12 protein-coding genes, 1 tRNA gene and 1 pseudogene are annotated in these 15,218 nt (G+C 70.4%); 8 read left to right on the top strand and 6 right to left on the bottom strand.

The genetic code is table 11. The annotated features are described in order from the left end of the window. The first annotated feature begins 516 nt into the window (after positions 1-516). The 4 genes from AAFF41_RS18585 (at position 517) to AAFF41_RS18570 (ending at position 3,605) form a co-directional block, all read left to right on the top strand. On the top strand, positions 517-1,104 hold the full coding sequence (locus AAFF41_RS18585; protein ID WP_343324258.1) for a hypothetical protein: 588 nt from the start codon (positions 517-519) through the stop codon (positions 1,102-1,104). A 30-nt stretch (positions 1,105-1,134) separates the two neighbouring features. Continuing rightward, complete coding sequence (locus AAFF41_RS18580) at positions 1,135-1,893, top strand: YcnI family copper-binding membrane protein (RefSeq protein ID WP_343324257.1); 759 nt, start codon at positions 1,135-1,137, stop codon at positions 1,891-1,893. A 248-nt stretch (positions 1,894-2,141) separates the two neighbouring features. Then, a complete protein-coding gene (locus AAFF41_RS18575) occupies positions 2,142-2,852 on the top strand; it encodes a hypothetical protein (RefSeq protein ID WP_343324256.1) in 711 nt (236 codons plus the stop codon). 120 nt (positions 2,853-2,972) lie between these two features. Further along, positions 2,973-3,605 (top strand): sigma-70 family RNA polymerase sigma factor, encoded by a 633-nt coding sequence (locus AAFF41_RS18570; protein WP_060901944.1) that lies wholly within the window; start codon positions 2,973-2,975, stop codon positions 3,603-3,605. A 121-nt stretch (positions 3,606-3,726) separates the two neighbouring features. Here the strand turns inward: AAFF41_RS18570 and AAFF41_RS18565 are convergent, their stop codons facing one another. From AAFF41_RS18565 to AAFF41_RS18550, 4 genes are all read right to left on the bottom strand, one after another. After that, complete coding sequence (locus tag AAFF41_RS18565; RefSeq protein WP_343324255.1) at positions 3,727-5,136, bottom strand: Cys-Gln thioester bond-forming surface protein; 1,410 nt, start codon at positions 5,134-5,136, stop codon at positions 3,727-3,729. 274 nt (positions 5,137-5,410) lie between these two features. Further along, a complete protein-coding gene (locus tag AAFF41_RS18560) occupies positions 5,411-5,878 on the bottom strand; it encodes a single-stranded DNA-binding protein (RefSeq protein ID WP_060901942.1) in 468 nt (155 codons plus the stop codon). A 180-nt stretch (positions 5,879-6,058) separates the two neighbouring features. Continuing rightward, positions 6,059-8,209, bottom strand: coding sequence for a GTPase (locus AAFF41_RS18555; RefSeq protein WP_343324254.1), 2,151 nt, complete (start codon positions 8,207-8,209; stop codon positions 6,059-6,061). A gap of 5 nt (positions 8,210-8,214) precedes the next feature. After that, the gene (locus AAFF41_RS18550) at positions 8,215-9,822 is read right to left on the bottom strand and encodes a dynamin family protein (protein ID WP_343324253.1); all 1,608 of its coding nucleotides are present in this window, start codon (positions 9,820-9,822) and stop codon (positions 8,215-8,217) included. A gap of 310 nt (positions 9,823-10,132) precedes the next feature. Between AAFF41_RS18550 and AAFF41_RS18545 the strand changes: the two genes are divergently transcribed. Further along, positions 10,133-10,208, top strand: a tRNA-Arg gene (locus tag AAFF41_RS18545). 791 nt (positions 10,209-10,999) lie between these two features. Here the strand turns inward: AAFF41_RS18545 and AAFF41_RS18540 are convergent. After that, positions 11,000-11,800 carry a WecB/TagA/CpsF family glycosyltransferase gene (locus AAFF41_RS18540; RefSeq protein WP_319744471.1) on the bottom strand — a complete coding sequence of 267 codons (801 nt, stop codon included), beginning with the start codon at positions 11,798-11,800 and terminating at the stop codon, positions 11,000-11,002. A 44-nt stretch (positions 11,801-11,844) separates the two neighbouring features. Beyond that, complete coding sequence (locus AAFF41_RS18535; RefSeq protein ID WP_319744469.1) at positions 11,845-12,678, bottom strand: glycosyltransferase family 4 protein; 834 nt, start codon at positions 12,676-12,678, stop codon at positions 11,845-11,847. A gap of 601 nt (positions 12,679-13,279) precedes the next feature. On the opposite strand from AAFF41_RS18535, the pseudogene AAFF41_RS18530 reads away from it, so the two are divergent. From AAFF41_RS18530 to gmd, 3 genes and pseudogenes are all read left to right on the top strand, one after another. After that, a pseudogene (locus tag AAFF41_RS18530) lies at positions 13,280-13,720 on the top strand (class I SAM-dependent methyltransferase); the annotation flags it as partial. A 212-nt stretch (positions 13,721-13,932) separates the two neighbouring features. After that, positions 13,933-14,148, top strand: coding sequence for a hypothetical protein (locus AAFF41_RS18525; protein ID WP_343326498.1), 216 nt, complete (start codon positions 13,933-13,935; stop codon positions 14,146-14,148). Between the two features lie 28 nt (positions 14,149-14,176). After that, complete coding sequence (gmd, locus tag AAFF41_RS18520) at positions 14,177-15,217, top strand: GDP-mannose 4,6-dehydratase (RefSeq protein WP_319744465.1); 1,041 nt, start codon at positions 14,177-14,179, stop codon at positions 15,215-15,217. Position 15,218 lies beyond the last annotated feature (1 nt).

Genomic DNA, 15,218 nt, shown 5'->3' with positions numbered 1-15,218 from the left:
TGGAGTCGGATATCGCAGGGGGATGTGGGCCACCCGGTCGAAGGCGTGCCGCTGTGGGTGGGCCGGCGGTTCGGGCGCAACGAACCGGGGACGGTGTGATGCCACCAGCGAGGCTGCTGTGGGGGGGTGAGCGATGCTGAAAACAGTGGCGTGCCGTTGAGGGCGCTCACCGCGCTGCCGATCGCCGATGCGACCTAGGAGCATGGTGGGTCCCGGCGCGGTGGTCGGGTTCTCCAACGTCGGCCGGGTTGCGGGCGGTCAGGGGTTTGCCGGTCGGCCGACGGGCGCGACCTCCACGTCGGCCGCCACCGGCGACCCATCGGCGACCTCGGTCGCTATGCCCGGGTAGTCGTCGAGCACGACACAGCGAAGCGCTATGTCAGGTTCCTCCCTCCCTCCCCGGGTCGATCGGCCCCTGCCCGAGTGGCGTTTCGTGGCCCCCGGACGGCCTCGGAGGAAGCAGCTGCTGGGGAAGCCGCGACGGCCGTTCGCCCGCCATGGCAGTATCTGGGCTTCATGAGTGCGTCCCCAGAGGTACGGAGCCTGCGCGCGGCGGTGTTCGCCGTGCTGTGCGTGCTGCTGGCCGCCGGAGGGCACAGGCTCGCCACCGGTCAGGCGCCTCCGCTGTGGGCGGACGGCGCCGGACTCCTCGCCGTCTTCTCGGCCGGCTGGGTGCTGGGCGGACGCGAACGCTCGCTCGTCGGGATCGGCGGCGGGATGCTGGCCGCCCAGGCCGGACTGCATCTCGCCTTCGAGGCGGCCGGCCCGCGGATGGCGATGGACACGCACGGCGCGCACATGGCGAACCCGGCAGGGCACGCCATGACACCGCACGCCACCGCCGCCCACGTCGTCGCCGCGCTCCTCGCGACCTGGTGGCTGCGGCGCGGTGAAGCCGCGTTCTGGTCCGTGCTGCGACGGGCCGCGACGCTCGTAGCGGGGCTCGCCGCCTGGTGGCGGGTGCGCGCGGGGTGGTCCGCCGTACCGACCCGGCCGGCCGTCGTACGCCGGACCGCGCGGGAACCCCGGCCGCTTCGGCAACTGCTGCTGCGCCACGCGGTCTCCCGTCGGGGACCGCCGGCAGGGCTCGCGTACACGCCCTGACCGCATCCCCACCAGTACGGAGTTCCGCTGATGTCCCCGATTCGCACCACCCTGCGCCGCGCCGGCCTTGTCGCAGCCTTCACCACCGCCGGTGTCCTGGCCGCCGCGGGCGTCGCCTTCGCGCATGTGACGGTCCACCCCGAGACCTACGCCAAGGGAGCCACGGACGGTGTTCTCACCTTCCGCGTCCCCAACGAGGAGGACACCGCCAGCACCACGAAGGTGCAGGTCTTCCTGCCGACGGACCACCCGGTCCTCGGCGTGCTCGTCACCCCTCAGGAGGGCTGGACGGCGCAGGTGACGACCACGAAGCTCAAGACCCCCGTCAAGACCGACGACGGCACCATCACCGAGGCCGTCTCGGAGGTCACCTGGACCGGCGGCCGGATCCGGCACGGCCAGTACCAGGACTTCAACGTCGCCTTCGGCCAGCTGCCCGACGACACCGACCAGTTGAGCTTCAAGACCCTGCAGACCTACTCGGACGGCAACGTCGTCCGCTGGATCGAGGAGGCGAAGAAGGGCGCGGACGAGCCGGAGAACCCGGCGCCGGTGCTCACCCTGACCGCCCAGGACGCGGGGAAGGGTTCCGACGGGACCTCGGACTCGGCGTCGGGCTCTGCCTCGTCCTCGTCGTCGAGCTCGGCGCCGGCCGTCGCGGCCGACTCGACGTCGAGCAGTGACTCCACGGCCCGTGGCTTGGGCATCGCCGGACTGGTCGTGGGCCTCCTGGGCCTGGCCGCGGCCGGCTACACCCTGGCGCGCGGCCGGGGTGCCCGCTCCGAGTAGGCGAGCGCCCTCTCACCGGTTCTCGCCGGTTCTCACCGGCTCCCATTGGCTCTCACCGGCCGATGACCACCCGCTGAGCGGTTGCCGTCCCGCCGACCTCGCCCTCCGTCGGCGGGACGGATTCGCCCACCAGCTCGCTCGTGAACACCGCGCGTCCGACGAGAGTTGAGCCCGCGCATGAGTGGGGGGTGAGAAATTTCCGTACCCTCCCATGAAGCCTGTTGCCCGGATGCGAGGATGAGCCCGCCATGACTGCTGGGTGGTGTTCTCGCACGGTACGGGCCGCGGTGTTCGCGGTCGTCTGTGTGCTGCTCGCCGCCCTGGGGCACGTGATGATGTCCGGCGGCACGGTGCCCTGGTGGGCGTTGGGCGCCTCGGGCGCGGTGATCGGCGGCGCGGGCTGGTATCTGGCCAGCCGGGAACGCGGACTGCCCCTGATCGTGTCCGCGGTGGTCGCGGCGCAGGCGGCACTCCACTCGGTGTTCTCGCTCGCGCAGTCGTCGGGCTCCCTGGGAGTGTGGGGTGCGGCGGCCTCGGTCTTCACCGGCCACGACATGAACTCCATGCCCACGGGTCCCATGTCCATGAGTTCTATGTCCCCGAACTCCCTGCCCATGGACTCGACGCGCATGGACGCCATGGACATGGGCGCCATGGATCACCTGGGTCACGCGGCGGACGGCACGTCGTCCTCGCTCGGCATGCTCGCCGCCCACCTGCTGGCCGCCCTGCTCTGCGGCCTCTGGCTCGCGCACGGAGAGCGCGCCGTCTTCCGTGTCCTGCGCGCCCTCGCCGGCCTGTTGGCAGCCCCGCTGCGGCTGCCGCTCGCGCTGCCCGCGCCGGTCAGCCGCCCGCGTCCGCGCGCCCGCCGCGACCGCTCCGTCCGCGCGCCGCGCCGGCTCCTTCTCGTCCACGCGATCACTTCTCGGGGTCCGCCCGCCGGGACCGCTGTCGTCTGAAGACAGCCGGTTCCCCGAGGCCGCCCCTGTGCGCCCCGGGCCTCGGCCGCACGCCCTCGTGCGGCCGGTTTCGCTCACCGGACCCTCGGGCCGCCCTCGCGCGCCGGGTCCGGATCCCGGATGACCCGAGAAGGACACCAGGTGACCACTCCTGCCCTGCCCACCTCACGTGACGCGTCGCTGACGGCCTGGGCGCTGGCCGCCCGCGCCGGTGACCCCGACGCCGTCGACCAGTTCGTGCGCGCCCTGCACCGCGACGTACGCCGTTACGTCACCTATCTGGGCGCGGACCCGCAGACCGCCGACGACCTGGCCCAGGACACCTTCCTGCGCGCCCTCGGCAGCCTGCACCGCTTCGAGGGCCGTTCCTCGGCCCGTACCTGGCTGCTGGCCATCGCGCGCCGGGCCGTGATCGACAGTTTCCGCACCGCGGCGGCCCGGCCCCGGCTGGCCGACTCCGACGACTGGCAGCTCGCCGCCGAACGCGCCCAGCCGCGCGGCCTGCCGGGCTTCGACGACGGCATCGCACTCGACGAACTGCTGGCCGAACTGCCCGAGGAACGGCGCGAGGCCTTCGTGCTGACCCAGCTTCTCGGACTGCCGTACGCGGAGGCGGCCCTGGTGAGCGACTGCCCCATAGGTACGGTCCGCTCACGCGTGGCCCGTGCCCGCAGCGCCCTGATCGCCTCGCTGTCCGACGCCGAACGCTGTGGACTGCCCGAGCGGCGCGAGCTGGTCGGCGCGATGGCCTGACGGGCGCGGCAGGAAGGGGACGCGGCCCCGGTCGCCTGGGGGCGGGCCGGGGCCGCGGCTCACTGAGTCACCGTGTCGCGGTCACTCACTGTTGAGTTGCCAAGGTGCGGTGTCGCCGTGCTCAGTTCTGCGCCGGTGCCTTCTTCTTGCGGAGGAGGAACACCGCCGCGCCGCCGATCACGACCAGGGCGACGGCGATGCCCGCGATGATCGGGGTCGCGCCGGAGCCACCGGTCTCGGCGAGGTTGGTGCCCCCGGTGGAGTCGGCGCTCGCCAGGGCCGGGCTCGGCTCACCGACGGTCTGGGTCGTGATGCCACTCGTGCTGCCCTGTGTCTTGCAGTCGAGCATGCCGGTGAAGTGCTTCTCGAAACCGTTCGGACCCGTCAGCGTGAAGTCGTACGCCTGGTCCTCCTGCAGCGGGACCGTCACCGTCAGGGACTTGCCCGCGGCGACGGTGTGCTCGGCCCCCATCAGCTCGAAGGTGAACGGCGCGTCGCCCGTGACGGTCGCCGTGACGTCCACGCCGCCCTTGGCACAGTTCGTCGTGGCGGACAGTGCCGGTATCGGGCCTGCCTTGGCCCAGTTCGCGGTCGCCGTCGCCGAGACCGTCGACTCGCTGGAACCCGCGAGGATCTGTGTCTGGCTGCGGGTCCCCGAGGCGAAGGCCCGGCCGACCGGCACGGTCGTCGACGCCTGCACGGTCAGCGCCGCCGAGCCGTCCGTGCCGTCCTTCGGCACGTCGAAGTAGAGCCGGCTGCCGTCCGTCGCCGAGGTGATCGCCTTGCCGTCCTTGCCGACGACCTTCACCCCACTGGCGGCGGCGTCCGCGGGCGGCGTCACCGTCACGCTGTCCGCGTCGGTGTGCACCGTGATCGGGCCGAGCCTCTCGCCGGCGTGACCGGAGACCGCGGGCGGGTCGAGGGTCAGCGAGGCCTTGGGCTCCGCCACGTTCCGTGCGTTCTTCTGCAGGTAGTCGGCAAGCTTCTCCGCCTGCGGGTCCAGCGCGTCCACGTCGGCGCCGTCCGAGTACCGCCAGATGGCCACCTGGGTGCCAGCCGCCGCGTCCTGCTCGGTGAGGCCGTGCGCGCCGGCCATGTCGGCCAGCGCCGCGAGGTCGTTCACCTGTGGGTAGGAGTGCTGCAGGATCCAGAGGATCTTGCCGGCGTCCTTGTTGCCGTTCAGCGAGGTGCCGCTCCAGGAGGTCTCCTGGTACTGGGCGTCCCGCTGGGTCGGGTTGTGGAGGTCGATGCAGTACGTCTGCAGCATGCCGCCGCCGTCGACGGACATCTCGAACAGGCCGGCGGACACCTGCTGGTCCACGCCGTTGTCGTGGACCACCGCGGCCCCGTACGTCTTCAGACCGCCGATGGTCGCGGTCGCGCCGCCCTGACTCCGCGGGGCATCGTCGGCGGCGGCCGCACCGGCGGTGGCCAACGCCCCCGCGGCGACGAGCCCCGACACCAACGTCGCGGCGGCGAGGCGAGTGGCCCCTCGCCTGCGCGCGGACCACGCAGAGAACGAAGAAAACACAGAATTCCCCTTCGAGCAGGACCCGTTGACATGGGGGGACGGTCCCGCCAGCAGAATCAGAAGCCCCGTGAGCTATGCCCGGCATCCTAAGGACGTGGGCGCACCGCGCTTCCCGGTCCTGCCGTCGGATAACCGATCCGAATCGGAATCGTTATCGGTCGGCGAGCCTGTGAGCTGCGCTTATCGACAAATCAACGGGGACTGTCCGGAACGGATTTGTCGATAAGCCGCAGTTCGGTCAGGTCGTCCGGCCAGTGCGATCTCACATCTGACGTCAGGTCACTCCGGCGGGTTCCGGCTGCTGTTGGGAGACGTCCAGGGAACGACTCTCCGGCTCCGTCTCCCAGTTGGGCTCGGGCCGGGGGGACGCAGTTGTGTCCCCTTCCTTGTTCGGGCGCCGGAAGGCCGAGGTGCCGCGCGAGAGGTCGTGGCCGATGGCCACCGCGTCGATGTCCGCCGACGTCCAGCTCTGCCCTTCGCGTACCTCGGTACGCACCTTCAACCTGCCCTGCACGATGACGGGATCGCCCACCGACAGCGATGCCCCCACGTTGGTGGCGAGCGCGCGGTTCGCCCACACGGTGAAGAAATTGGTGTGCCCGTCCGTCCAGGCGCTCTTCTCGCGGTCCCAGTACCGCGCCGTCACCGCCAGGCGGAACCTCGCCGACGCGCCGTTCGCCAAGTCTCGGTAGACCGGCTGTGTCGCCACGTTCCCCACCGCGCACACCATCGTCTCGTTCATGCCCGACCCCTCTCCCGTACGAATGCGTCTGTCGCGGCGCTCGCATGCGCTGCGATCGCCGCGAGTTCAGACTGCCTTCGTCGGGCCGGGCCTGCTGAGCCCTGTGCGCTACCGGCGGGTTGTGGACAACCGCGTCACCCGAAGGGGTGGAGGCTCTTCAGCCCGTGGAGTGGTTCCTCGTCATCCGACCGGCGCCGACGCCCCCGTGACCCGCCCGTACTGCTCACGTACCTCCCGATATCGCAGCAACTCCGCCGCCACCGGATCGAGTACCCGCGCCCTCCCGCACCCGGCGGCTGCCTCGCGCAGTCGCCGTTCCGCTTCGAGCCCGTACCGCTTGGCCGGTCCGCGCGCCGCCATCCTGCTGCCCCACTCGACGGCGGGGCCGCCGATGATGCCCGCCAACATCAGCAGCACCGGCACCCCGAGGTTCGGCGCCATGAATCCGATGATCTGCCCCAGCAGCCACAGCCCGCCGATGATCTGAAGAATCGTCATCGAGGCCTGTGCGAGCACGGCGGCCGGCCACCAACCGGGCCGCGGCGGCCGCCCCACCGGTGTCGTGGCGCGCGTCGCCATCTCGTCCAGCGCCTCCGACAGCCCCTGCGCACCGCGCACGGCCGCCTCACGCACCGCCTGCGCCCAGGGCGCGGGCAGCCCGCGGGCCGCGCGGTCCGCCACCGTGCGCACCGCCTGTTCGACGCGCTGCCGGGCCGTGGCCTCCTCGTCCGCGGGTGCCCGTACCGACAGACGGCCCGTCGTCGAGTCCTCGCGGTCCTGGACCCAGCGCCACAGCCGCAGCCAGGGGGTGCCGCACGCGCGGTTGGCGTTGCGGCGCCACGCGCGCTCGGCCGCCTGGCCGGCCGCCGTGGCGCCCACCGCGTCCGCGAGCCGGTCCGCGAACTCGTCGCGCGCCTCCTCGCTGAGCCCCGTACGCCGTCCGGTCGAGTAGACGGGACGCAGGCGCGCGGCGGCCGCGTCGAGATCGGCCGAAATCCGACGGGCGGCGGCGCCCCGCTCGGCCAGGAACTGGCCGAGCGACTCGCGCAGTTCGCCGATGCCGTCCCCGGTGAGCGCGGACAGCGCCATCACGGTCGCGCCCGGTTCGCCGTACTCGCCCAGTGCGATCCCGTCCTCGTCGAGCAGTCGTCGCAGATCGTCGAGGACCTGGTCGGCGGCCTCGCCGGGCAGCCGGTCCACCTGGTTGAGGACCACGAAGGTGACCTCCCCGTGGCCCGCCATGGGCCGCAGATACCGCTCGTGGAGCATGGCGTCCGCGTACTTCTCGGGGTCGACGACCCAGATGACCGCGTCGACGAGCGCCAGGATGCGGTCCACCTGCTCCCGGTGCTGGACGGCCGCGGAGTCGTGGTCGGGCAGGTCGACCAGGACGAGGCCGCGCAGTTGCGCCTCCGCCTCGGGGCTCTGCAGGGGACGTCTGCGCAGTCGTCCCGGGATGCCGAGCCGGTCGATGAGGGTCGCCGCGCCGTCGCTCCAGCTGCACGCGATGGGCGCCGCGGTGGTGGGCCGGCGCACGCCCGTCTCCGAGATGGCCACCCCGGCGAGCGCGTTGAAGAGCTGCGACTTGCCGCTGCCGGTGGCTCCGGCGATGGCGACCACAGTGTGCTCACCGGACAGTTTGCGGCGCGCCGTCGCCTCGTCGAGGACCCGGCTCGCCTCGGCGAGCGTCCTGCTGTCCAGCCGGGTGCGCGACGACCCCACCAGCTCGCGGAGCGCGTCAAGGCGCGACCTCAGGGGTGCGTCGTACGCGAGCGGGAGCGGCGGGGCCTGTACGGCGGTCTTGGTCTCCAGGACCAGGGACGGGGCGTGTGCCTCCTGGCCGGGGGCCGTCTCGGACACGCGGCGGGCGATCAGCCCGTCGTCCCAGGCGGTCTCCGACTCGGCACGGGTACCGCCGTCGTCGGTCTTCACCCGTGGGTGCCCGGCGTCGTCCTTCACGCGTGTGTGCGCGCCGCCCCGCGGGGCATCGAAGGCGGACTCCTGGGCCCGCTCGGCGTCCTCCGCCTCTGTCTCCGTCCCCGCCTTCGCTTCCGTCTCCGTCCCGGCTTTTCCCTCCGGCTGCGCCTTCGTCACGGACTCCGGGGGAGCCGCCCTCGCGGCCTCCTCGGCGGCGGGCTCGGCGTCCCCGGCCTCCGTGGCGAAGGCCTCCGGGGAGTCGGTCTCGGAACGAGAGGCTTCAGGGCGCCCGTTTTCGGAACTTCCCTGGTCGGACGCGTCGTGACCGGACATTCCGTGATCGGACGTGCCGTCTTCGGGGGAATCGTCTCCGGTGTGGTCGGCGTGATCCGTGTGGTCTGTGACGGCAGTCACCGCGGTCACCTCTCCTTCTGCAGTACGGACAGCGCGGCGATGAGTTCGGCCTGGGGCTCTGGGTGCACGTCGAGGGCGTCGAGCGGGGCGAGACGGCGCTCGCGCTCGGTGTGCAGGGCCCTGTCGAGGTACTCGGCAAGGAGGCGCCCGCCCCTCTCGCGCAGCCGCAGGGCGCCGTGCGCGCCGAGCCGCTCGGCGAGCCCCTCGCCCGCGTTGCGTGCCCTGTGGCCGCCCAGGAGCGCGGTGGCCACCAGCGCGGCGACGACCTCGGCGTCCGGTGCCACGCTCTTGTCGAGGCGGCCGACCTCTTCCTCGGCGTACTCCTCCAGGACCCGCCGCCAACGCCGTACGGACACCCCGATCCGGTGCTCGGCGCTCTCCAGCGTCGGATCACGGTCCGTCAGCCCCGGAGCACCCGAGGCCGGTTCGCGCCGCCAGGCGTCGTCCACGCGCTCGTCGGCGGCCGTGACGGCGCACAGCAGGAGTGCGGCCAGGCTCTCGACGAGCGAGTCGAGCAGTTCACCCGCGGTGCAGTCGAGCGGGTAGGCGCGCCACCGCTTGAGCGCGTCCCCGGAGAGCACGGCACCGGTTTGCAGACGCCCCTTCACGCGCGCGTGCTCGCTGTCGTACGCCCCGTCGACGGCGGCGGTGAGCCGCAGCGCGGCCGCGTACTGCGCGGCGGCCGCACCGGCGAGCTCAGGCATCCGGGCCTTGAGCGAGTCGAGGAGTCCTTGGGCCGTACGGGCCATCGTCGCGTGTCGGGCGCCGGGGTCCTGCGCCTGGTGGACGAGCCACGTGCGCAGCGGCGCGACGGCCGTGGCGGGCAGCAGGCCGCCGCCCCACGCGGACTCGGGCAGTTCCGGCACGGTGAAGCGGGGCACCTCGCCGAGCCCGGCCTTGGTGAGCAGGGCGCCGTACTGCCGCGACACCTCGGATACCACCTGGTGGGGCACCCGGTCGAGAACGGTCACCAGGGTCGCCTTGTGCTCCTTGGCCGTACGCAGCAGGTGCCACGGCACGGCGTCGGCGTACCGCGCGGCCGTGGTCACCATGACCCAGATGTCGGCAGCGCAGATCAGTTCGGCGGCAAGTACGCGGTTGTCGGCGACCAGGGAGTCGATGTCGGGCGCGTCGAGCAGGGCGAGGCCCCGGGGGAGGGTGTCGGCGGTTTCGATACGCAGCACCCGTTCCCCGTGCTCCATGAGGGCCTGAAGGTCGTCGCCGGGTTCCTGGTGGGGCACCCACGCGCGCGTGAGGTCGGGCAGCACCCGCATTCCACTGAACCAGTGATGGTCCTCCGGATGGCACACCAGTACCGGCGTCCGGGTCGTCGGCCGCAAGACGCCGGCCTCGCTGACCCGGCGTCCGACGAGGGAGTTGACGAGAGTGGACTTCCCCGCTCCCGTCGACCCGCCGATCACGGCGAGAAGCGGTGCTTCGGGTTCCCTCAACCGGGGCACCAAATAGTCGTCTAGTTGTGCGAGCAGTTCGTCGCGATTGGCACGCGCGCGTGGAGCCCCCGCCAGGGGCAGCGGGAAGCGTGCGGCGGCGACACGGTCGCGCAGGGCGGAGAGTGCGTCGAGCAGCTGAGGCCGTACGTCCAAGGTCACCACATGCGAAGAATGCCCAATTTTGGAGCCTTTCTGAAGCATATGGCTATGTCTGCGCGCCGACAGGACACACAGGGCGGAAGGGACGACTGGGGCGCAGGCATAACGAGTGCACAACACCCGATGCGCGAGAGGCCAAAAGCGGTGCACGATTCGTACCTGCCTGCGATTATCAGGACCGCTTCACTGAACCTCCACATTGAGCCACGGAGGCGAAGCGCCAGGGACAAGGACCCGGGAGCCCTATCCTTGTCCCCGGCAAGGTCACGGATCGGCCCACACCCGGGCACCACGAAACCGGCCACCACACCTGGCCCCCGTAGCTCAGTGGATAGAGCAGGCGCCTTCTAAGCGCTTGGCCGCAGGTTCGAGTCCTGCCGGGGGCGCCACTGAGAGCCCTCCCTCTGGGAGGGCCTTTTTGCTGGTCAGGGGCGACTTGACGAGCCTGGCAGAGTGGTTGTGCCGGACCCCCTGGCCGAGTCGGCGACAGTGTGGCTGGAGCCGCTTTTGTCCGGTCTCTGCGCGGGTGGCCTTCCCGAAAACTTCCCGAAAATCGGGAAGCGGTCGCTCTGGGACGGGAGTGTCGTCGGCAGCCGCTGAGGCGCTTCGACGCGCTGCTGGAGCTCGGCGAGCCGGCTGACGATGCAGCGGGCGCAGGTCGGGAGCAGGACGGGGACGCTGTCGCCGGCCGCGCCTGGGCCGCCGACTGGAAACCCGGGCTACCTGCCACGTCTTCACGCCGTCGAGCCCTCGACGACGCCAAGGCCTTGTAGGAAGCCTTGTGGATGCGCTGCGTTAGAGGCCGCGAGGGTACATCCAGGGCACATGCGCCGCGGAAGCTCCATAGACCTGCGAGAACTGGCGCGAGGTGCTTCCGCTGGTCGACGAACATCGCACCAAGGAATCCCAGGTTGGCCCCCCACCTCGTCCAATCGCTGTACGAGTGGCAGGACTTCTCACACCGGCTTCATGCGGCAGGGCATCAGCCGTACTGCCTCGTCCGGCCGTGCCCCGGAATTTCGTGGTGTGCGGGGCGGGTTCTCGGTCCCTGCCCTCGCCCTGTCCCTGGAGGGGCCGTCGGGCGGCTGCCGTCTCGTGGTTTCCCTGGCTGCGCCGCCCAGCACCCCACGACGACTCGGCCGAGCACGTCGTCGGCCGATGCCGGTACGTGCCGTCGGCCCTACGCGTCGCGGCTGCGGCCGGTTCGCAGCCGCGCCCAGTGGACGGCGGTGAGGGCGACGAATCGGGTGTTGCCCACCGCGTAGCGCAGGAACATACGCCGCGGCTCCTGGGCCATCCGGTGGAACCATTCGAGGCCGGTCCGCTGCATCCACCGTGGGGCCCTGCTGCGGAGCCCCGCCACCACGTCGAAAGATCCGCCGACACCGACCACCAGGGCACAACCCAGCTCCTTCTGCCGGCGCGCGAGGAAGTACTCCTTGCGCGGGCTGGGCACGGCGAGGAACAGAATGTCCGGACGGGCTTCGCGGACGCCCGCCACCACCTGGGGCTCCTTGCGCTCGTCCCAGTAGCCGTCCCGGTGCCCGACGACCTCGACGCCCTGCCCGGTGGCGATACGCGCCGTCTCCTCGACCACGGCCGCTTCGGCGCCCAGGAGGTACACGCGGTATCCGTTGCGTGCGGCGCTCCGCCACAGCGCCAGTATGAAGTCGATGCCGGCGACTCGTTCGGGCACGGGCGTCTTGAGGAGACGACTCGCCCAGACGACGGCCTGGCCGTCGGCGTTGACGAGTGAGCACGAGCGGATGATCCGCGCCAGTTCCGGGTCGTCGTGAGCCTGGACGATCTTGGCCGCGTTCAACACGACGTGCTGGTGGGGGCCGCCGTCCGCGATCAGCGCCTCGGCGGACGCCACCGACTCCTCCAGAGTGAGCGGATGGACGGGCAGCCCGCACACCATCGCGGGCCGACTCGGGCAGATGCGCTTGGTCGCGGCCTCCTCATCGTGCGGCCGTGGCATACGCAAATGGCGCCTCCTGAACTCGTCAATCGGCTGGAAGCAGGTCAGAAACTGGTGTCGCGCCAGAAGCCGACGAACGACTCCTCGACTCGTTGAGGTGCGTAGAGGGGGCGAAGTTCCTCCCAGGCCCTCTGCTGACGCCGACGGATGCCCTGCAGGTCGGCCACGCAGTGCTCGAGGAACGCGGCGACGGAGTCCGCGGTGCTCTCGATCCGCTCCACGCAACCGCGGCTGAAGAGTTCGCCGCTTCCCGGAGACGGCGTGGCAGCCACGGCGCAGCCGGCCTGCAGCGCTTCGAGGAGCACGAAGGGAAGCCCTTCGACCCAACGGGACGGAAGGACGAAGACATCGGTCCGGGACCAGAAGGACGAGGCACTCCGGGGGGCGAGGACGCCGAAGTCCTCGTCCACGGATGCCATGTGGGCATCAGGTACGTCCATACGCATTCCCGCCGCTGAGAACTGAACGTCGGTGCCACGGTCCTTGAGTCGGCCCACCGCACCGCAGAGGAGGTCGAAGCCCTTGGCCCGGCACCTCGTGCCGAGCCAGCCGATACGCAGCACATGGGGGCGTGCGGGCACGCGCCCCGACGTGGCAGCGGCGGGCGCCGGGTTGCGGACCACGGTCACCGATCGTGCGCGGCACCCGCTGGCGCGCAGTTCCGTCGCGACGGTGTCGCTCAGCACGATCCAGTGTGCTCCGGCCAGTGCTCTGCGCAGTACCCCGCTTGCGGCCAGCCGGCCCGGCAACTGCGCGCCGTGCAGGTGCAGTACCGGTGTACACCCCGTGACTCTGGCGAGCGTGATCACCAGGACGTCCCGGACGAGGGGTAGGCCCCATTGCGAGATCGGCAGGTAGACGGCATCCGGTGACCTCACTGTGAGCAGAAACGCGCATCGTCCCAAGGCCGCCGCCGTGGCACGGGCCTTGGCTGTCCACGAAGCCTCGAACCTGTCCGACCCGGTGCGGTCCGCGGTCAGGGGGACGACGGCTACAACGCGGCACTGGCTCTCGAGGAGCGGCGTGAAGAAGTCGGCGGCCCTGCCCATTCCGCCGAGCTCCGGACCGTGTCGGAGAACCAGGACCCGAGGGCACGAGTTCGGCGTGCACCGGCCCGGGGAGGCGGAACAGCCCGCGTCTGTGAGTACCGGAACAGGATGGTGCTGCGGTACACGGCGGATCCGGGTACGCCGACGAAGAATCCGCACCGTACTTGGAATCCCTTCGGTGGCGCAAACGAAACTGAATGGAATGCATGACACCATTCACAAGGCCGGGCGTCCAGGGCAACACGTCGTAGGCTGCCCGAAAGTCAATGGGTGTCACGGGTGCAATCAGCGGTCGGTAACCCTCCGCTGAGCCTCCCCCAAGCGTCTTCCCGCTGTGTCACTCTGGGCACGGTGAGTAAAACAACGGGGTCCGGGATGAATCCCCTGGGTCCCCTGTTATTGAAAATATATTAATCTGTTGGGGAGCTCTGTGGAGGAAGTAGAAATCCAGGGTTTCTGGTCCAGTCATCCGTGCGGTGATCAGCTCCTGGGTGCACCGGAGGGCAGGGAGAGACAGGATTACGAAGCGTTCTTCCACCGGTACGACACAGCCAAGTACCGGCTGGAACCCCACATTCCCCGATGCCTGGACGGCTTGGACCTCCGAGGGCGTCACGTACTGGAGATCGGTCTCGGTCAGGGAGCCGAGGCGGAGCAGCTGATCCGGCGCGGCGCCCGGTGGACCGGAGTGGACCTGACGGAGACGGCGGTCCGGCGGACAGGGATGCGCCTGGCCCTGCGAGAACTGCCCTTCGAGGGTCTCCACCAGGCGAGTGTCCTCGACCTGCCCCTCCCGGACGAGTCCTTCGACGTCGTCTTCAGCCACGGGGTCCTCCATCACGTCCCCGACATCCAGCGGGCCCAGAAGGAGATCCACCGCGTCCTGAAGCCCGGCGGGGAGCTGGTGGTCATGCTGTACGCCCGCTGGTCGCTCAACTACCTCGTCTCGATCGGGCTGCTGCGGCGGGCCGCGCTTCTGGCAGCCCACTCCCTGGAGCGGCTGGGCGCGCTCTCCGAACCGGGGAACTCCTTGGCGCGCACTTGGACAACGCGCGCAAGACCGGGCTCATGCGATATCTGCGCATGTCGAAATTCATCCACCGCAACACCGACGGCCCGCACAACCCATATTCGCAGGTCTACGACGTACGGCGCGTCCGGCGTGACTTCCCGTATTTCGATGTCCGGCACACCGAGAAGCACTTCCTGCACGCCCCACCGCTGCCTCTTCACGGACTGGGCAGCGGAAAATTAATGGGCTGGCATCTGTGGGTGCGTTTGACACCGCATGCTCGTTGACCAGAACTCTTTGCCACAAGGAGTACGTGTGACAGTAAAAACGGCACTCATCACCGGAATCACCGGCCAGGACGGCTCTTACCTCGCCGAACTACTCCTGGAGAAGGGTTACACCGTCCACGGGATCGTTCGGCGTGCTTCTACGTTCACCACCTGTCGCATCGACCATCTCTACCAGGATCCGCACGATCCGGAAGCCCGGCTGTTCCTGCACTACGGCGATCTCACGGACGGCAGCAGGGTCGCCGGTCTCCTCGAGCGCGTACAGCCCGACGAGGTGTACCACCTGGCCGCCCAGTCGCATGTGCGCGTCTCCTTCGACGAGCCTTTGTTCACTGGGGACACGACCGCGCTGGGCGCCACGCGACTGCTGGAGGCCATTCGGAACACCGGCCTGCCCTGTCGCTTCTACCAGGCGTCCAGTTCCGAGATGTTCGGCGCGTCGCCTCCGCCGCAGCACGAAGGGACCCCGTTCCATCCGCGCTCCCCGTACGGAGTGGCGAAGGTCTACGCGTACTGGATCACACGCAACTACCGTGAGGCATACGGGCTCTACGCGGTCAACGGCATCCTCTTCAACCACGAGTCGCCGCGTCGGGGGCCCACGTTCGTCACCCGCAAGGTGGCCATGGCGGCGGCCCGAATCAAAGCCGGGCTCCAGGACAACCTGTACCTCGGCAACCTGGATGCGCGCCGTGACTGGGGATACGCGGCGGAGTACGTCGAGGCCATGTGGCTGATGCTGCAGCAGGACAGCCCGGACGACTACGTGATCGCCACCGGCACCAGTTACAGCGTGCGGGACTTCGTCGAGCACTGCTTCACCCATGTGGGCCTCGACTGGCGCGACCACGTGCGCTTCGACGAGAGGTACCTGCGCCCCACCGAGGTCGACGACCTGATGGGGGACACGTCGAAGGCCGCACGGGTTCTCGGCTGGCAGGCGAGGGTGCACACACCCGAGTTGGCCGGCCTGATGATCGACGCGGAACTCCAGGCACTCCTGGGGAAGGGCGAAGTCACGGCGCCTGTCGTCCCCCCTCCCACTCACCCACTCGCTCGGCGCTGAC

The organism is Streptomyces mirabilis (assembly GCF_039503195.1).
Lineage (GTDB): Bacteria > Actinomycetota > Actinomycetes > Streptomycetales > Streptomycetaceae > Streptomyces > Streptomyces mirabilis_D.
Note: the sequence above shows the minus strand (reverse complement) of the source record. Positions and strands in the feature narration are given on the sequence as shown.